At 60.3% G+C, this 17218-nt stretch carries 16 protein-coding genes; 5 read left to right on the plus strand and 11 right to left on the minus strand.

The window, feature by feature from the left end; translation table 11 throughout:
* Positions 1-213: 213 nt before the first annotated feature.
* A complete protein-coding gene (locus tag J3D60_RS19920) occupies positions 214-1590 on the plus strand; it encodes a glutamine synthetase family protein (protein ID WP_003213894.1) in 1377 nt (458 codons plus the stop codon).
* Between the two features lie 215 nt (positions 1591-1805).
* Positions 1806-2435 (plus strand): TetR/AcrR family transcriptional regulator, encoded by a 630-nt coding sequence (locus J3D60_RS19925; RefSeq protein WP_065924363.1) that lies wholly within the window; start codon positions 1806-1808, stop codon positions 2433-2435.
* Positions 2436-2503: 68 nt separating this feature from the next.
* Here J3D60_RS19925 and J3D60_RS19930 read toward each other — a convergent pair whose 3' ends face one another.
* The 10 genes from J3D60_RS19930 to argE form a co-directional block, all read right to left on the minus strand.
* The gene (locus J3D60_RS19930) at positions 2504-2719 is read right to left on the minus strand and encodes a molybdopterin-binding protein (protein ID WP_003176783.1); all 216 of its coding nucleotides are present in this window, start codon (positions 2717-2719) and stop codon (positions 2504-2506) included.
* A gap of 28 nt (positions 2720-2747) precedes the next feature.
* Complete coding sequence (ssuB, locus tag J3D60_RS19935) at positions 2748-3554, minus strand: aliphatic sulfonates ABC transporter ATP-binding protein (RefSeq protein WP_027608400.1); 807 nt, start codon at positions 3552-3554, stop codon at positions 2748-2750.
* On the minus strand, positions 3551-4339 hold the full coding sequence (gene ssuC, locus J3D60_RS19940; RefSeq protein WP_253492534.1) for an aliphatic sulfonate ABC transporter permease SsuC: 789 nt from the start codon (positions 4337-4339) through the stop codon (positions 3551-3553). The genes ssuB and ssuC overlap by 4 nt, the downstream gene beginning before the upstream one ends.
* 9 nt (positions 4340-4348) lie before the next feature.
* Positions 4349-5497, minus strand: coding sequence for an FMNH2-dependent alkanesulfonate monooxygenase (gene ssuD, locus J3D60_RS19945; RefSeq protein WP_027608398.1), 1149 nt, complete (start codon positions 5495-5497; stop codon positions 4349-4351).
* A gap of 25 nt (positions 5498-5522) precedes the next feature.
* On the minus strand, positions 5523-6491 hold the full coding sequence (locus J3D60_RS19950; protein ID WP_053127861.1) for a sulfonate ABC transporter substrate-binding protein: 969 nt from the start codon (positions 6489-6491) through the stop codon (positions 5523-5525).
* Positions 6492-6590: 99 nt separating this feature from the next.
* Entirely contained in the window at positions 6591-7184 is a 594-nt protein-coding gene (ssuE, locus tag J3D60_RS19955; RefSeq protein ID WP_027608396.1) for an NADPH-dependent FMN reductase, read from the minus strand.
* A 200-nt stretch (positions 7185-7384) separates the two neighbouring features.
* Entirely contained in the window at positions 7385-8023 is a 639-nt protein-coding gene (locus J3D60_RS19960; protein WP_027608395.1) for a peroxiredoxin, read from the minus strand.
* Between the two features lie 291 nt (positions 8024-8314).
* Positions 8315-9685, minus strand: coding sequence for an OprD family porin (locus tag J3D60_RS19965; protein ID WP_092355760.1), 1371 nt, complete (start codon positions 9683-9685; stop codon positions 8315-8317).
* A 623-nt stretch (positions 9686-10308) separates the two neighbouring features.
* Positions 10309-11610, minus strand: coding sequence for an amino-acid N-acetyltransferase (argA, locus tag J3D60_RS19970; protein WP_253492535.1), 1302 nt, complete (start codon positions 11608-11610; stop codon positions 10309-10311).
* Positions 11611-11743: 133 nt separating this feature from the next.
* The gene (gene argE, locus J3D60_RS19975) at positions 11744-12892 is read right to left on the minus strand and encodes an acetylornithine deacetylase (protein WP_253492536.1); all 1149 of its coding nucleotides are present in this window, start codon (positions 12890-12892) and stop codon (positions 11744-11746) included.
* Between the two features lie 158 nt (positions 12893-13050).
* Here argE and J3D60_RS19980 point away from each other — a divergent pair, with 158 nt between their 5' ends.
* Positions 13051-14418, plus strand: coding sequence for an inorganic triphosphatase (locus J3D60_RS19980; protein ID WP_253492538.1), 1368 nt, complete (start codon positions 13051-13053; stop codon positions 14416-14418).
* Positions 14419-14459: 41 nt separating this feature from the next.
* Here the strand turns inward: J3D60_RS19980 and J3D60_RS19985 are convergent, their stop codons facing one another.
* A complete protein-coding gene (locus J3D60_RS19985; protein WP_010207358.1) occupies positions 14460-14930 on the minus strand; it encodes an Lrp/AsnC family transcriptional regulator in 471 nt (156 codons plus the stop codon).
* A 127-nt stretch (positions 14931-15057) separates the two neighbouring features.
* On the opposite strand from J3D60_RS19985, the gene J3D60_RS19990 reads away from it, so the two are divergent.
* Positions 15058-15396, plus strand: coding sequence for a hypothetical protein (locus J3D60_RS19990; protein WP_253492540.1), 339 nt, complete (start codon positions 15058-15060; stop codon positions 15394-15396).
* 83 nt (positions 15397-15479) lie between these two features.
* Complete coding sequence (locus tag J3D60_RS19995; RefSeq protein WP_253492544.1) at positions 15480-17159, plus strand: GspE/PulE family protein; 1680 nt, start codon at positions 15480-15482, stop codon at positions 17157-17159.
* Positions 17160-17218 lie beyond the last annotated feature (59 nt).

Genomic DNA, 17218 nt, shown 5'->3' on the forward strand with positions numbered 1-17218 from the left:
CAACACCCCCGTAAAAAATACAACACGGCCCGCTCAAGCCTGCGAGTCCCAAGCCGGTCAAACCGAAAAAACCGCCCCAAAAAGCCCCAAAAGTGCGGTCACGGCGCTTTTTTAGGGCAAAAAAGGCCTCGCTTGACTTCGGCATGCCGTTCGGGTTGACTGAAACCAGAAAAGATCAATGATTGATATTTTTAACAACAAAGGTGTTGCATCATGTCGGTACCCCCGCGTGCCGTTCAGCTTAACGAAGCGAACGCGTTCCTTAAGGATCATCCTGAGGTTCTGTACGTAGACCTTCTAATTGCGGATATGAATGGTGTGGTGCGCGGTAAGCGCATCGAACGCACCAGCCTCCACAAGGTTTACGAGAAGGGCATTAACCTGCCTGCCTCTTTATTTGCCCTGGATATCAATGGCTCGACGGTGGAAAGCACCGGCCTGGGCCTGGACATCGGTGATGCTGACCGAATCTGTTATCCGATCCCTGACACCCTGTGCAATGAACCCTGGCAAAAGCGCCCTACCGCGCAATTGCTGATGACCATGCACGAACTTGAAGGTGAACCTTTCTTCGCCGATCCGCGCGAAGTGCTCCGCCAAGTTGTAAGCAAGTTCGACGACCTCGGTCTGACCATCTGCGCCGCCTTCGAGCTTGAGTTCTACCTGATCGACCAGGAGAACGTGAACGGCCGCCCACAACCGCCCCGCTCGCCGATCTCCGGCAAACGCCCGCACTCGACACAGGTCTACCTGATCGACGACCTCGACGAATACGTCGATTGCCTCCAGGACATCCTGGAAGGTGCCAAAGAGCAAGGCATCCCGGCCGACGCCATCGTCAAGGAAAGTGCCCCGGCGCAGTTCGAAGTGAACCTGCACCACGTGGCCGACCCGATCAAGGCCTGCGACTACGCAGTGCTGCTCAAGCGCCTGATCAAGAACATCGCCTACGACCATGAGATGGACACCACCTTCATGGCCAAGCCTTACCCAGGCCAGGCAGGCAACGGTTTGCACGTACACATCTCGATCCTGGACAAGGACGGCAAGAACATCTTTGCCAGCGAGGATCCCGAGCAGAACGCCGCATTGCGTCACGCGATCGGCGGTGTGCTCGAGACCCTACCCGCCCAAATGGCGTTCCTGTGCCCTAACGTCAACTCCTACCGTCGTTTCGGCGCACAGTTCTACGTGCCGAACTCGCCGTGCTGGGGCCTGGACAACCGCACCGTGGCGATTCGCGTACCGACCGGCTCGTCCGACGCCGTACGTATCGAACACCGTGTGGCCGGTGCCGACGCCAACCCTTACCTGCTGATGGCTTCGGTCCTGGCAGGCGTGCACCACGGCCTGACCAACAAGATCGAGCCGGGCGCACCCGTGGAAGGCAACAGCTACGAGCAGAACGAACAGAGCCTGCCGAACAACCTGCGCGATGCCCTGCGCGAGTTGGACGACAGCGAGGTGATGGCCAAGTACATCGATCCTAAATACATCGATATCTTCGTGGCCTGTAAGGAAAGTGAGCTGGAAGAGTTCGAACACTCCATCTCCGACCTTGAGTACAACTGGTACCTGCATACCGTCTAAACGACGGCTGCATTGACTGTGGTGAGCGGGCTTGCCCCGCGCTGGGCTGCGTAGCAGCCCCAAACACAGACGCCGAGTTCTTTCTGAAGGAACTCGGCGTTTTTTATGGGGGCCGCTTCGCAGCCCAGCGCGGGGCAAGCCCGCTCACCACAACAAGCGGTATGGATCATCCTCAGGCTCTGCGTACAATGCCCGCTGCCTTGTAGGAGACTTCCATGCCCACCCGCCCCGCCGCCCCTCGCAAACCCCGCGCCCGCAGCCAGGCACGGATCGACGCGATTCTCGATGCCGCCCGCACCTTGCTGGCCGCCGAAGGCGTGGCGAGTTTGTCGATCTACAGCGTGGCCGAGCGCGCGCAGATTCCGCCGTCGTCGGTGTATCACTTTTTCGCCAGTGTGCCGGCGCTGCTGGAGGCACTGACCGCCGATATACATGCAGCCTTCCGCTGCGCCATCCAGGCCCCCATCGAGCATGATTCACTCAAGCATTGGCGCGACCTGTCCTACATCGTCGAACAGCGCATGCTGACCATCTACAGCAACGACGCCGCCGCGCGCCAGTTGATCCTGGCCCAGCACGGGCTGACCGAAGTGACCCAGGCGGACCGTCAGCATGATCTGGAGCTGGGGGATTTGATGCTGGAAGTGTTCGACCGCCACTTTGAAGTGCCGAGCTTGCCAACCGATGTGGATGTGTTTGCGCTGGCGTTGGAATTGAGTGATCGCGTGTATGCGCGTTCGGTGCATCAGCATGGGCTGATTACGCCGCGTATGGCGGAGGAAGGGATGCGGGTGTTTGATGCGTATGTGGGGCTGTATTTGCCGGCGTATCTGCCTAAGCGCTGAGTTTTGTGCTGGCCGGACTGGCCTCATCGGGGGCAAGCCCCCGATGACGGCCTCAAGAACGACGCAAATCACAACTTGGCGATCGACACCTCAGTCGACTTCACAAAGGCAATCACTTCGCTGCCAATCACCAGCTCCAGCTCTTTGACCGAGCGGGTGGTGATCACGGAAGTGACGATACCGGACGCGGTCTGCACGTCGATTTCCGACAGCACGTCGCCGACGACGATTTCCTTGATGGTGCCTTTGAACTGGTTACGCACGTTGATGGCTTTAATAGTCATGGTGTACTTCCTTCGTAGGACAAGTGAGTTATTGAGCCCAACGCAATTGCGTAGGCAGCGGTGAAACAGGTTCGGGTTCCGGCGGTGTGCCGGGCAACGACAGCACACGGTTAAGTACTTGCGCTTCCAGTGCGGCCAGGCGATGTGAGCCTCGGGCCCGTGGGCGCGGCAGATCGACGATCAGGTCGAGGCCGATTTCGCCGTCTTCGATCAGGATCACCCGGTCGGCAATGGCCACGGCTTCGCTGACGTCATGGGTTACCAGCAACACGGTGAAGCCGTGTTTTTGCCAGAGGTTTTCGATCAGTTGCTGCATCTCGATACGGGTCAGGGCGTCCAGGGCGCCCAGCGGTTCGTCGAGCAGCAGCAAACGCGGCTGGTGGATCAAGGCGCGAGCCAAGGCCACACGCTGCTTCTGGCCACCGGACAAGGCCGCCGGCCACTCATTGGCGCGCTCGGCCAGGCCTACCGCTTCCAGGGCTTCCAAGGCTTTAGGGCGCCAGTTGCCTTTGAGGCCCAAACCGACGTTGTCGATGATCTTTTTCCACGGCAGCAGGCGCGCTTCCTGGAACATCAAGCGCGTGTCTTCAATCGCCTCGCTCAGCGGCGCCGAACCGGCCAGCAGCTCGCCGCCGCTGGCTTTATCGAGGCCGGCCAACAGGCGCAGCAAGGTACTTTTGCCGCAGCCACTGCGACCGACCACGGCCACGAACTGTCCCGCCGGAATGTGCAGGTCGATTTCCTTGAGCACTTCCCGCGCGCCGAAGGCCTTGCGCAATTTGCGCACCGCCAGGGGAATCCCCTTCAGCAGGCGCGGAGGTTGTTGAGCCGTCATGCCGCACCTCCTTTATTCACTTGGTAAGCCGGGTGCCAGCGCAGCCATAGACGCTCCAGACCGCGAGCGGCCAGGTCGGCCAGCTTGCCGAGGATGGCGTACATCACGATGGCCAACACCACCACGTCGGTTTGCAGGAATTCGCGGGCGTTCATCGCCAGATAACCAATGCCGGAGCTGGCAGAGATGGTTTCCGCCACGATCAGCGTCAGCCACATAAAGCCCAGGGCAAAGCGCACGCCCACCAGGATCGACGGCAGCGCGCCCGGGAGGATCACTTGCCAGAACAGGCTGAAACCGGACAAGCCGTAGCTGCGCGACATTTCCACCAGCGCCGGGTCGACGTTGCGGATGCCGTGGTAAGTGTTGAGGTAGATCGGGAACAGCGTGCCGAGAGCCACGAGGAAAATCTTCGCGGTCTCGTCGATGCCGAACCACAGGATCACCAGCGGAATCAGCGCCAGGTGCGGCACGTTGCGGATCATCTGCACCGAGCTGTCCAGCAGGCGTTCGCCCCACGTCGACAGGCCGGTGATAAACCCCAGCGCCAGGCCGATGCTGCCACCGATCACAAAGCCCAGGCCGGCACGCCAGCCACTGATGGCCAGGTGCGTCCAGATTTCGCCGCTGCGCACCAGGTTGACCCCAGCCTCAATCACCGCGCTGGGCGCCGGCAGGATGCGTGTCGACAACCAACCCGCCGACACTGACAACTGCCACACCGCCAGCAATAGAATCGGCAGCACCCAGGGCGCCACGCGATGGCTCAATTTTTCCAGGTTCATGGCGCCGCCTCAGCTCTGTGACGCAGCTTTGGGAAGGATGTCGTTGGCGACCATTTCGCCGAACGGGCTTACGTAACCGGCGCTTTTCGGCAGCTCGGGACGTTCGATATCCAGGTGCGGGAACAGCAGCTCGGCGACCCGATACGATTCTTCCAGGTGTGGATAACCGGAGAAGATAAAGGTGTCGATGCCCAGCGCTGCGTACTCCTTGACCCGCTCCGCAACCGTCGGGCCATCGCCCACCAGCGCGGTGCCCGCACCGCCACGCACCAGGCCGACGCCGGCCCACAGGTTGGGGCTGACTTCCAGGTTGTCGCGGTTGCCGCCATGCAAGGCCGCCATGCGCTGCTGGCCGACAGAATCGAAGCGCGCCAGGGAAGCCTGGGCACGGGCGATGGTGTCGTCGTCCAGATGGGAGATCAGTTTGTCGGCGGCTTTCCAGGCCTCCTCGTTGGTTTCGCGCACGATCACATGCAGACGAATGCCGAAGCGCACGGTGCGCCCGAGTTTCGCCGCCTTGGCCCGCACCTGTTCGATCTTCTCGGCGACGGCGGCCGGTGGCTCGCCCCAGGTCAGCACCATCTCCACTTGTTCGGCGGCGAGGTCCTGGGCCGCTTCGGAGGATCCGCCGAAGTACAGCGGCGGGCGCGGTTGCTGGATCGGCGGGTAGAGCAACTTGGCGCCTTTGACGCTGATGTGCTCGCCGTCGTAATCCACGGTTTCGCCTTCCAGCACGCGGCGCCAGATGCGGGTGAACTCCACCGAAGCCTGGTAGCGCTCTTCGTGACTGAGGAACAAGCCATCGCCGGCCAGCTCTTCCGGGTCACCACCGGTTACCAGGTTGAACAACGCACGGCCGCCGGACAGGCGGTCCAGGGTCGCGGCCTGGCGCGCCGCCACCGTCGGGGAAATGATCCCGGGACGCAGCGCGACAAGGAATTTCAAACGCTGGGTCACCGGGATCAGCGAGGCGGCCACCAGCCACGAGTCTTCGCAGGAGCGACCGGTGGGGATCAGCACCCCGCCGAATCCCAGGCGGTCAGCGGCCTGGGCCACTTGCTGCAGATAACCGTGGTCGACGGCGCGAGCGCCTTCGGCGGTGCCAAGGTAATGGCCGTCGCCGTGGGTAGGCAGGAACCAGAAAATAGTGAGGCTCATGGAGTTGTCTCCTGAAGAAATCGGATTACGGCGCTTTAGCCACGGCAGCCGGTGGCGTCCAGATCACGTCCTTGATGCTCAAGGGCTTGGGAATCAATTTGAGTTGATAGAAGCTGTCGGCGATTTTCTGCTGGGCCGCCACCACTTCCGGGGTCAGGAACAGCGCGCCGTAGCCCTGGCGTTTTACCGAGGTCAGGGTGATATCTGCCGGCAGGCCCAGCAGCGGCGCGACTTGTTCGGTCACTTCCTGGGGGTTGGCCTTGGACCACTCGCCCACCGCGCGCACTTCTTCGATCAGCGCCTTGACCACTTCCGGATGCTTTTCGGCGTACGGCTTGGTGGCCAGGTAGAACTGGTGGTTGTCGGCGATGCCGGTGCCGTCACGCAGGGTGCGCGCTTGCAGTTGCTTCTCGGCGGCGGCCTGGTACGGGTCCCAGATCACCCACGCATCCACGCTGCCACGCTCGAAGGCGGCACGGGCATCGGCGGGCGGCAGGAACACGGTCTGCACGTCGGTGTATTTCAGGCCGGCGTCTTCCAGGGCACGCACCAGCAGGTAGTGCACGTTGGAGCCTTTGTTGAGCACGACTTTCTTGCCCTTGAGCTCGGCCACCGATTTGATCGTCGAGTCTTTCGGCACCAGGATCGCTTCACTGGTGGGCGCTGGCGGCTCGTAGGCCACGTAGAGCAGGTCGGCACCGGCGGCCTGGGCGAAGACCGGCGGGGTTTCGCCGGTGACACCGAAGTCGATGGAGCCCACGTTCAGGCCTTCGAGCAGTTGCGGACCGCCGGGAAACTCGGTCCATTGGACGTTGACGCCTTGGGCCGCCAGGCGTTTTTCCAGGGTGCCCTTGGCCTTGAGCAGCACCAGGGTGCCGTATTTCTGGTAACCGATCCGCAGGGTCTCGGCAGCTTGAGCCTGAACAATGGCGCCGAAGGACACAGCCGCAGCAAACAGTGCGACCAGACCACGACGCAAGATGACAGTGCGCATGGCGCTCTCTCCAAATAATGCGATGAGGGGGTTGGCTGCACCTGCTTGGCCGTTGGCGGCTGAGTAAGGTGAGTACATCTCTATAACGGTGAGGCTGACTTAAATGCTCCAGCGAGCACTCAACAAACGTTCATTCAACACATGCGGGTCCAGCGGTTTCGGACGACGGGCCATGGCGCCGTAAAGCGTCTCCAGGGCCTCGTGCAAACGGTGTTCGAGGACCGGTACCAGTTGTGCCTGGGCACTGCCTTCGCCGTAGGCGATCTGGCTGTCTTCGGCAAAAATGCCGTGGAGCAGCTCCTGGGCTTTGAGGGCCGACAATACCGGCTTCAGGGCGTAATCCACCGCCAGCATGTGGGCGATGCTGCCGCCGGTCGCCATCGGCAACACAACCTTGTGGGCCAGGGCGCGCTCGGGCAGCAGGTCGAGCACGGTTTTCAACGCCCCGGAGAACGACGCCTTGTACACGGGCGTGGCGATCACCAGGCCATCCGCGTTAGCCACCTGTTGCAGCAGGTCAATGACCTTGGGGCTGTCGAAGCGTGCATGCAGCAAGTCTTCAGCCGGGAAGTCCCGTATCTGGTAACTCACCACTTCGACGCCTTTGTCTTGCAACCACTGACGGGTTTTTTCCAGCAAGACCCCGGAGCGGGAACGCTGGCTGGGACTGCCTCCAAGTGTTACGACCAACATGCAGGAATTCCTTGAGCAAGTGCCGGCGGTTCGCTGTGTGGCGATGGCGCCAAGATGGAACAGACCTTATCAGCAGATTCATATATCTATAAATCTTATTTTTTCATTTGTTTATTCTTTAAATGCATATGAGGTTTGTAGGTCGCCAGGCGAAAAAAAGGCCGTAGAAACGGCCTGAAAACCCCTGCTGTGATTCAGTTTCAACGATTGGGTTGTGGAGTAAGCCGCAAATACGGCTTCACCGCCCGATAGCCCTTCGGAAAGCGCTTCTTGATCTCTTCCTCATCTTTGAGCGACGGCACGATCACCACTTCATCACCGTCCTGCCAGTTGGCGGGGGTGGCGACTTTGTAGTTGTCGGTCAGTTGCAGCGAGTCGATGACCCGCAGGATTTCGTGGAAGTTACGGCCGGTACTGGCCGGGTAGGTGATGGTCAGGCGGATCTTCTTGTTCGGGTCGATCACGAACAAGGAACGCACGGTGAGGGTGTCACTGGCGTTCGGGTGGATCAGGTCGTAGAGGTCCGAAACCTTGCGGTCGGCGTCAGCCAGGATCGGGAAGTTGACGACGGTGGCCTGGGTTTCGTTGATGTCTTCGATCCACTTGTGGTGCGAGTCCACCGGGTCCACCGACAGGGCAATGGCCTTGACGCCACGCTTGGCGAACTCGTCCTTGAGCTTGGCGGTGAAGCCCAGCTCCGTGGTGCACACCGGGGTGAAGTCCGCCGGGTGGGAAAACAACACACCCCAGCTGTCGCCCAGCCATTCGTGGAAACGAATCTTGCCGGCGCTGGAATCCTGTTCGAAGTCGGGGGCGATATCGCCCAGTCTTAGGCTCATGGTGTGGCTCCTGGTGAGTGCTTATGGAGCCCACTGTGCATGGATTACGGATTATTTAAAAAGAATAAATATCGATTTATCTAGACGATAAAGGAATATTAAAAATCTGTTCATTGGACGCGGGAAAGGGCGAAGCGCAACATCGTTTCCAAGGTTCGAGAAGGCCTTGAGACGCTGTACAAAGAGGGGTTCAGGAAGGGCTTGCGGGGGTTTAGCCCGACTTGAAAGGCAAGACACCTTGCCCGGCGTGCGCCGGGCAAGGTTTTACGGTCTTACAACAGCTTCACGCGACTAGAACAGTGGCAGCGAGTAGCTGACGATCAGGCGGTTTTCGTCCTGGGAACGGGTGTTCGCCAGGTCGGTGCGCCACATAGCGTTTTTCCAGGCAACGCCAAGGTTTTTCAGCGGGCCTTCTGGAATCACGTAAGCAACGGTGATGTCACGTTCCCACTCGGATTGACCGGTGATTTCAGTACGACCAGCGTTGGTGCCAACGGTGTCGATGTCGCTACCCTTGAGGTAAACGACACCAGCAGTCAGGCCAGGTACGCCGACTTTAGCGAAGTCGTAAGCGTAGCGAGCTTGCCAGGTACGCTCGCCGGCGCGGGCAAACTTCTGGATCTGCATGTCAGTCGTCAGGTAAGCCGACGAACCGTCGCCCTGGTTCAACCAAGGGAAGTCGCTGCTGCCGTTGCTGACCTGGTAACCACCACCGAAGGTGTGGCCGGCAACGGTGTACAGGAACAGGCCGCTGTACAGGTTGTTATCAACCTTACCCTTGCCGCCGCTGAAACCGTTGTAGTTACCGCTGCTGTAGTAAGCAGGGGTGTTGCCGTTTTTACCATCGTCAGAGCTGTTGAAATAACGCAGGTCAGACTTCAAAACGCCCGGGCCGATTGCCCAGTTGTGAGTCAGGCCCAGGAAGTGCTGCTTGTAGAAGTCTTCCAGGTTGCCGTAGTAGTACTGGGCGGTCAGGTCTTTGGTGAGTTTGTAGTCACCACCCGCATAGTAGAACTTGTTAACGAAAGTGCCTGTGTTGTAGTTGGAGCTACCGTTGGCACCACCAATCGACAGGTTTTCGTTGTTGCTGGAGTTACGACCCTTGGCCTTTTCCACCTGACCAGCAACCAAGGTCAAATCCTTGATGTCGTTGGTAGTGATCTGGCCACCTTGGAAGGTCTGCGGCAACAGACGGCCATCGTTGGTCACGATAACCGGCAACTTAGGCTGCAGGGTGCCCAGCTTCAGTTCGGTTTGGGAGATTTTGACCTTGCCGGTCACGCCCAGGCTGGCGAAATCGTTAACAGCCGTGTTGCCATCGCTCGGGAACACAGTACCGCCAGATGCGGTGCCGTTGTAGTTACCGTGTTCAGCACGGCTCGAATCCAGGCGCACGCCGTACAGGCCGATCGCATCAACGCCGAACTGAACGGTACCTTGGGTGTAACCCGAGATGAAACGCAGGTCGAAGCCTTGGCCCCATTCAGCGTTCTTGCTGCGGGTGTTCGAGGTCGACGATGGGTGGCCATCACGGTTATCGGTGTTGATGTAAAAGTTACGCGCACTCAGTGTGGCGTGGCTGTCTTCGATGAAACCGGCAGCGCCTGCTTGCTGAGCGATTACGCCCAAAGCTACAGACAGTGCCAAGGTGGACTTCTTCATGTACCGCTCCTCTCGTTTCTAATTTTTGTATTTCTTTGGTCTCGGGTCTGACGCCCTCGATCCACAGATGCGCGATTAGCACCGGATAGTGACTGACAAGTCAATCGTAACCTTGTGTGTCTACTACCTTCGTCTAACCACCGTTGATTTGGTCCCTGCAGGGTAATGAGTTTTTCATACACCCAAAAAGAATTATTTCATTCTTTTTCATACGATTCAGGAATAAGCCTTTCCGTGATGCGAACAGGCCAGCGTAGACCATCCGCTCAGCAAGCTAATTCCTAAAGGGTATTTATTAGCGCTTTTTTAGATCGATTAGCGTGGCCGCTCTGCCGCATACGTCACCCACGATCAAAAAGGCGACGCCATGATGGCCAAAGGCACATCCTCCCGTCAATTTGTTACAGTTTTTGTGTCACTAATAGTTTCTTTTGGTGTCAAAGCCGCCCATTCGACGATTCAAGTGTTTGTGGGCTCCCACAATCTATCCGTATCCGCCATCCTGTTATCGGCGTCAGATCAAGAATTCTTAAACTTTAGTCGTGCGTGACGGCACGCCAGATTGGCCTGCGACGCGGGCAGGCTCTTACACGAGCCTGCCCAGTGACTTGGGGGATAGGGCTTTACAAGGCCTTCTCGAAAATCTTCGAGTTACGCTGGTAGTTGTAGAGCGACGCCCGCGCCGATGGCAGACGGTCTACGCTGCTCGGCACAAAGCCGCGCTCACGGAACCAGTGGGCAGTGCGTGTAGTGAGCACGAACAAGGTCTTCAACCCCTGGGCACGGGCACGCGTCTCGATGCGCTCAAGCAGCTCATCACCGCGCCCGCCATGGCGATACTCCGGGTTCACCGCCAGGCACGCCAGTTCACCCGCGTCCGAATCGGCGATCTGATACAACGCCGCACAAGCGATGATCATGCCTTCGCGCTCCACCACGCTGAACTGCTCGATCTCACGCTCCAGCACTTCCCGCGAGCGGCGTACCAGGATGCCCTGCTCTTCCAAGGGGCTGATCAGGTCGAGCAGGCCGCCAACGTCTTCAATCGCCGCCTCGCGCACCAGTTCGAATTGCTCCTGGGCCACCAGCGTACCGCCGCCATCGCGGGTAAACAGCTCGGTGAGCAACGCGCCGTCTTCGGCGTAGCTGACGATATGGCTGCGCCCTACCCCGCCCCGGCAAGCCTCGGCCGCCGCATCGAGCAATTCGGACTGGTAGTTACTGCTGCCCAGGCGTTGCAGGTGCGCCGGTACTTGCTGCGGACGCAACTCACGCACCAGGCGGCCATTTTCATCGATCAGGCCGAGATCGGCACCGAACAGCAGCAGCTTATCGGCCCCCAGGTCAATGGCGGCGCGGGTGGCGACGTCTTCGCAGGCCAAGTTGAAGATCTCACCCGTAGGCGAATAGCCCAGGGGCGACAGCAGCACAATCGAGCGCTCGTCCAGCAGGCGATTGATGCCTTTGCGGTCGACCCGGCGCACTTCGCCGGTGTGGTGATAGTCCACGCCTTCCAGCACGCCGATAGGACGTGCCGTCACCAGGTTGCCGCTGGCCACCCGCAGGCGCGAGCCCTGCATCGGCGACGAGGCCATGTCCATCGACAGGCGCGCTTCGATGGCGATACGCAGGTGGCCGACCGCGTCGATCACACACTCCAGCGTCGCGGCATCGGTGATGCGCATGCCTTCATGGTAAGTCGGGACCAGGCCGCGCGCTTCAAGGCGCGCTTCGATCTGTGGGCGCGAACCGTGCACCAGCACCAGACGCACGCCCAGGCTGTGAAGCAGCACCAGGTCGTGGACGATATTGCCGAAGTTCGGATGATCCACACCGTCGCCGGGCAACATGACCACAAAGGTGCAGTCGCGGTGGGCATTGATGTAGGGCGAAGCGTGACGAAGCCAATTAACGTAGTCGGGCATGGAACCTGGGCCTGTAATAAGAAGCAGCCGAAAAAGGATGAGTCGTGAAAACGCACAGCGGGCTGATGGTTATCGTCGGAACAGGCTTGGCGACACGCTCGCTCTCCTTATGTACGAATGGACAGGGGTTAATTTACGCAGGTTTCAGGCAGTAATGTTCGATCAGTTCCCGCAATAGACGCACTGTAGGCGTCAAGCGTGACATTTCGAGGTACTCGCCCGGTTGATGGGCACAGGCGATGTCGCCAGGGCCAAGCACCAGGGTTTCACAACCAAGGCGCTGAAGATAAGGCGCTTCGGTGCCGAACGCTACTGCTTCAGCACGATGCCCGGTCAATCGTTCCGCGACCCGCACCAACTCGGCGTCTTCGGCCTGTTCGAACGGCGGCACTGCGGGGAATAACGGCGCGTAGTCGATCTTGACTTTATGGCGCTCGGCCAGGGGGTCGAGCTTTTGCCGGATAGCCGCACGCAGCACTTCGGGATCCATGCCCGGCAAGGGCCGCAGGTCGAATTCCAGGGAGCACTGGCCACAGATGCGGTTGGGGTTGTCGCCACCATGGATACAGCCGAAGTTCATGGTCGGTTGCGGCACGCTGAATTGCGGGTTTCGGTACTCGCGCTGCCAGGCAAGGCGCAGGCCGCGCAGCTCGCCGATGGCGTCATGCATGGCTTCCAGGGCGCTGTGGCCCAGGCTTGGGTCCGACGAATGGCCGCTTTGGCCGAGAATGTCGATGCGCTCCATCATCACGCCTTTGTGCAGGCGGATCGGCTTGAGGCCGGTCGGTTCACCGATTACCGCCGCCCGGCCCAGCGGGCGCCCGGCTTCGGCCAATGCCCGGGCACCGGACATGGAGCTTTCTTCATCGCAGGTGGCGAGGATCAGCAACGGTTGCTTGAACGGTTGGTCCAGCAGCGGCAACACCGCTTCAATCGCCAGCGCGAAAAAACCCTTCATGTCGCAACTGCCCAATCCTACCCAGCGGCCGTCGACTTCCGTCAGCTTGAGCGGATCGGTCCTCCACAACGCAGCGTCATAAGGAACGGTGTCGCTATGGCCGGCCAATACCAGGCCACCGGGGCCGGTGCCAAAGCTGGCCAGCAGGTTGAATTTGCCGGGGCTGACCGGCTGGATGTCGATGGAGAACCCCAGGTCACCCAACCAACCGGCGAGCAAATCGATCACCGGGCGGTTGGTCTGGTCGAGAGACGCCTGGGTGCAACTCACCGAAGGCGCGGCAATCAGCGCGGCGAACTGCTCTTTCATGGACGGTAACGGCATACGCGGTCTCCCTACTTCCCGGATGAGCCCCACTATAGAGGCATCTGCACGAGACAATAAACCGTTGCGGCGCGTTGCCGGGCTCAGTCCTGTACACTGCACGACCTTGGCAGCCACTCTTTTCCCCGGCTGCGCTCCCGATCCTGGATTTTCCGGCCATGCAGAAAGAAACCGAAATCAAGCTCCGCGTCAGCCGCGAAACACTCGCCGCGCTGCGTGAGCACCCGCTACTGAAAAAACGCAACAAAAGTGGCTGGGAACGCCGTGAGTTGATGAACCAGTACTTCGACACCCCCGAGCGTGACCTGGCCCAGGCCAAAGTCGCCCTGCGCCTGCGCAAGGACGGTGACGAGATTATCCAGACCCTCAAGACCCGTGGCCAAAGCGTCGCCGGCCTGTCGGAACGCAATGAGTACAACTGGGACCTGCCCAAGGCCAAGCTCGACGTGAAGAAACTCGACGGCGACTGCTGGCCCGAGCAACTGGCCGAGCTGGACAAAAAGACCCTCAAGCCGATCTTCACCACCGACTTCGTGCGCGAACGCGCCGAAATCGCCTGGGGCCGTGGCAAGGCCAAGGTGGTGATCGAAGCCGCCCTGGACCTGGGCCATGTGGTCGTGGGTAAGCAGAAAGAAGAAATCTGCGAGCTGGAACTCGAACTGCGCGAAGGCGAACCGGCTGCCCTGCTGGAGTTGGCCGCCGAACTGGCCGCCACCCTCGCGCTGATGCCGTGTGACATCAGCAAGGCCGAGCGCGGCTACCGCCTGCACGACGCCAGCAGCTACTCCCTGAGCCTGCCGGCGCCGCAGATCCACGCCGAAATGCCGCTGGACGACGCCTTCGCCGCAATCATGTGGCACCTGCTCGGCAGCAGCCAGCGCCTGGCCGAGCAATACCGCTTCAATGGCCACTGGCGTCTGCTGCAGGACTGGGTCGACAACCTCGGCGAACTGCGCGCCCTGATCGGTAGCCTCGGCCAGGCAGCACCGCGTCAATCCACCAGCGAACTGCGCAGCGCACTCGATGCACTGCTGGAAGACTGGCGCCCGCTGGTCCAGGCCGGTGACGACGACGAAGACATCCGCAAAGCCGCACCCGAGCAGTTTGCCGAAGAATTGGACGACGTGCGCTGGGGCTTGTTCTCGCTGAGCATGTCACGCTGGCTGATGGCCCGCACCTGGACTGCCGACCGCAACGTGCGCGGCAACCGCCAGGGCGCCGCGCAAATCACCAACTGGCTGCCGCGCCTGCTGGCCGACGATGCCGTCGCCCTGCAACTGCCGCGCTACCAGCAGCAACCGGAAGACCTGGCCGAGCAACTGCCGCGCATCGAACGCATCCAGGCCTGGCTGCACCACGGGCGTAACGTGGTGGACATTGCGGAACTGGATCGCTTGTACGGCGAGTTGAACAAGCTGGCGCAACTGGCCAACCAGCCGATCACCGACGAGTCGCTGGATGCGCGCATGCATCAGGCGATTGCGGTGTATCAGAACCGTGCCTGGAAGACCCTGCTGCGCCTGTAATATCGCCATCGGGGGCCTAGCCCCCGATGAGGCCGATCCTGTCAGCGCAATACTGGCAGGCTGGTGGTCGACTTGATCTCGGACAGCGCCACGATCGAGTTGACCTCCTGAATCCCTGGCACCATCGATAACTTCTCGAAGAAAAACCGCTCGTACGCCTCAATGTCCGACGTCACGATGCGCAGCAGAAAATCCACCGCCCCCATCAGCACATAGCACTCCAGCACTTCCGGAAACCCACGAATCGCGTCGGTGAACTCGGTGAAGTTGGATCGGCCGTGGGCGTTGAGTTTGACCTCGGCAAAGATCTGCGTATTCAGGCCGATCTTCTTGCGATCCAGCAGAGTGACCTGGCCGCGAATCACTCCTTCCTCCTTGAGCCGCTGGATGCGTCGCCAGCACGGCGACTGAGACAGGCCGACCTGTTCGGCGATCTGCGCGCTGGACAGCGAGGCGTCCTCTTGCAGCAGGGCCAGGATGCGGCGGTCGTAGGCGTCCAATTCACTGTGCATAAAAATACCTTGAAGGCTGTCTTTTCTGAATTGACCGATTCAATTAATCGCATATCAGGCTCATCTTAGATAAGAAATCTCCCGAAGCGAATGTAAAAATTTCTCCAGTCGAATCTGGAGAGTCAGCATGCATGCCGTCGAAACCACCCACCCCATGACCCGCGTCGATGCGTGGGCTGCCAGCAGCGCCCATTGCCAGGCGCATTACCGGATCGTCGCCGAGGCGGAGCCCGATGTGTTGTGTCGGGTACTCAACTATTTTGCGTTGCAGTTCCTGACACCGAGCCAGGTCAACGTGAGCCGCCAGGAAGACCTGCTGAACATCGATATCGTGATGGATAGCCTGAGCTGGCATCGCGCCCAAGTGATCGCCGAAAAGATTCGAAACCTGATCAGCGTGTGCACGCTGCACGTGTGGCGCGCTGATTCCGTGGGGCCTGCGGCCGTGGCGGCAGCAGCTTGGTAAAGGCCTGCAACATACGTTGGGAGGAAGATATTCGGCGGCTGGCTAGCCTGAAATTTCTTCCGAGGCTACCCAGGAACACCTTCATGCCTGCTGATCACCGATTGGAACTGCATCAGTTGCTCCCGGCGCTGGTCGAGGGAGGGCTGATTGCTCCCGACATCGCGCAGCGCTTATCGGCGCTGCCCGCCGGCAACGCCCAGCACCCGTTGGAGTGCATCGCCGCCCTTGGGCCTTCCCTGGAAACCCTGACCCAGTGGCTTGCCCAACATGTGGGGCAACCTTATTGGCGTATCGACCCGCTGAAGATCGATGTCGCAACGGTGGTGCCGCTGATGTCCCACGCGTTTGCCCAACGCCACGCCATCCTCGCGGTAGCCGTAGACGCGCAGACCGTCACCGTTGCCAGCGCCCAGCCCCATGTCACCAGTTGGGAATCGGGACTGGCACAAGTGCTCCAGCGCTCGATCAGGCGCGTGGTTGCCAACCCCCAGGACATTCAGCGTTGTATCAGCGAATTCTACCGGCTGGCGAAGTCCGTCAGCGGTGCGGATCAAAAGGTGGCGGGGCCTGGCAACGTCGAGTTGCTCAACCTCGGCGCCAGCGACCAGGAGCCGGACGCCAACGACGCGCATATCGTCAATATCGTCGACTGGCTGTTGCAATACGCGTTCGCCCAGCGGGCCAGTGATATTCATATCGAGCCGTGCCGTGAGCAAGGCCGCGTGCGCTTTCGCATTGATGGGCTGTTGCACGACGTCTATCAATTTCCCCCCCAGGTGACGATGGCGGTGGTCAGCCGCCTGAAAAGCCTCGGGCGGATGAACGTGGCGGAAAAACGCAAACCCCAGGACGGTCGGGTCAAGACCAAAAGCCCTGCAGGCACAGAAGTCGAGTTGCGGCTGTCGACCTTGCCCACCGCCTTTGGCGAAAAACTGGTGATGCGGATTTTCGATCCGCAGGTGCTGCTCAAGGACTTTGACGAGCTGGGCTTGTCGGCCGAGGACCAGCAGCGATGGCACGACATGACGCGCCACACCAACGGCATCATCCTGGTCACGGGACCTACCGGTTCAGGCAAGACCAGCACCCTCTACACCACGCTCAAACACTTGGCGACCCGGGAGGTCAATCTTTGCACCGTGGAAGACCCTATCGAGATGGTCGAGCCGGCGTTTAACCAAATGCAGGTACAGCCCAATATCGACCTGACCTTCGCCAGCGGCATCCGAGCCCTGCTCCGCCAGGACCCGGACATCATCATGATCGGCGAGATCCGCGACCGGGAAACCGCCGAGATGGCGATCCAGGCCGCATTGACCGGGCACTTGGTGCTCTCGACGCTGCACACCAATGATGCGCCCAGCGCCATCAGCCGCTTGCAGGAACTGGGCATTGCTCATTATTTGATCAAGGCCACGTTATTGGGCGTAATGGCGCAGCGCTTGGTGCGCTTGCTGTGCCCTCATTGCAAGCGGGTGGCGGGCGATGCTCACGAAGCGGTAGGGTGTGCGGAATGTCGAAACAGCGGGTTTCGCGGGCGCGCCGGGGTCTACGAGATCATGGTGCTGAATGACTCGCTCAAGGCGCTGATCACGCCAGGCGCCGACGTGCAGTCCCTGCGCAGGGAGGCGGTGGCGCAAGGCATGTGCGGCCTGCGCATGGCCGGCGTGGGTAAAGTCAAGGCGGGGCTGACCACGATGGCCGAGGTGTTGCGAGTGACTCCTGGGGATTCGGTAACAAATGCTTTGATTACCGCGTGCTGAAACCGTTCTTATCGGTGACAGGACCGTTACAATCGGCCGAACGTCGTTTAACTGACACC

It is taken from the genome of Pseudomonas sp. S3E17, from assembly GCF_024168685.1.
GTDB classification, from domain to species: domain Bacteria; phylum Pseudomonadota; class Gammaproteobacteria; order Pseudomonadales; family Pseudomonadaceae; genus Aquipseudomonas; species Aquipseudomonas marginalis.

Excerpts from the sequence above, each read along its gene's own strand:
- J3D60_RS19920 (WP_003213894.1), top strand. The coding sequence starts at position 214 with ATGTCGGTACCCCCGCGTGCCGTTCAGCTTAACGAAGCGAACGCGTTC.
- J3D60_RS19925 (WP_065924363.1), top strand. The coding sequence starts at position 1,806 with ATGCCCACCCGCCCCGCCGCCCCTCGCAAACCCCGCGCCCGCAGCCAG.
- J3D60_RS19930 (WP_003176783.1), bottom strand. The coding sequence starts at position 2,719 with ATGACTATTAAAGCCATCAACGTGCGTAACCAGTTCAAAGGCACCATC.
- ssuB (WP_027608400.1), bottom strand. The coding sequence starts at position 3,554 with ATGACGGCTCAACAACCTCCGCGCCTGCTGAAGGGGATTCCCCTGGCG.
- ssuC (WP_253492534.1), bottom strand. The coding sequence starts at position 4,339 with ATGAACCTGGAAAAATTGAGCCATCGCGTGGCGCCCTGGGTGCTGCCG.
- ssuD (WP_027608398.1), bottom strand. The coding sequence starts at position 5,497 with ATGAGCCTCACTATTTTCTGGTTCCTGCCTACCCACGGCGACGGCCAT.
- J3D60_RS19950 (WP_053127861.1), bottom strand. The coding sequence starts at position 6,491 with ATGCGCACTGTCATCTTGCGTCGTGGTCTGGTCGCACTGTTTGCTGCG.
- ssuE (WP_027608396.1), bottom strand. The coding sequence starts at position 7,184 with ATGTTGGTCGTAACACTTGGAGGCAGTCCCAGCCAGCGTTCCCGCTCC.
- J3D60_RS19960 (WP_027608395.1), bottom strand. The coding sequence starts at position 8,023 with ATGAGCCTAAGACTGGGCGATATCGCCCCCGACTTCGAACAGGATTCC.
- J3D60_RS19965 (WP_092355760.1), bottom strand. The coding sequence starts at position 9,685 with ATGAAGAAGTCCACCTTGGCACTGTCTGTAGCTTTGGGCGTAATCGCT.
- argA (WP_253492535.1), bottom strand. The coding sequence starts at position 11,610 with ATGCCCGACTACGTTAATTGGCTTCGTCACGCTTCGCCCTACATCAAT.
- argE (WP_253492536.1), bottom strand. The coding sequence starts at position 12,892 with ATGCCGTTACCGTCCATGAAAGAGCAGTTCGCCGCGCTGATTGCCGCG.
- J3D60_RS19980 (WP_253492538.1), top strand. The coding sequence starts at position 13,051 with ATGCAGAAAGAAACCGAAATCAAGCTCCGCGTCAGCCGCGAAACACTC.
- J3D60_RS19985 (WP_010207358.1), bottom strand. The coding sequence starts at position 14,930 with ATGCACAGTGAATTGGACGCCTACGACCGCCGCATCCTGGCCCTGCTG.
- J3D60_RS19990 (WP_253492540.1), top strand. The coding sequence starts at position 15,058 with ATGCATGCCGTCGAAACCACCCACCCCATGACCCGCGTCGATGCGTGG.
- J3D60_RS19995 (WP_253492544.1), top strand. The coding sequence starts at position 15,480 with ATGCCTGCTGATCACCGATTGGAACTGCATCAGTTGCTCCCGGCGCTG.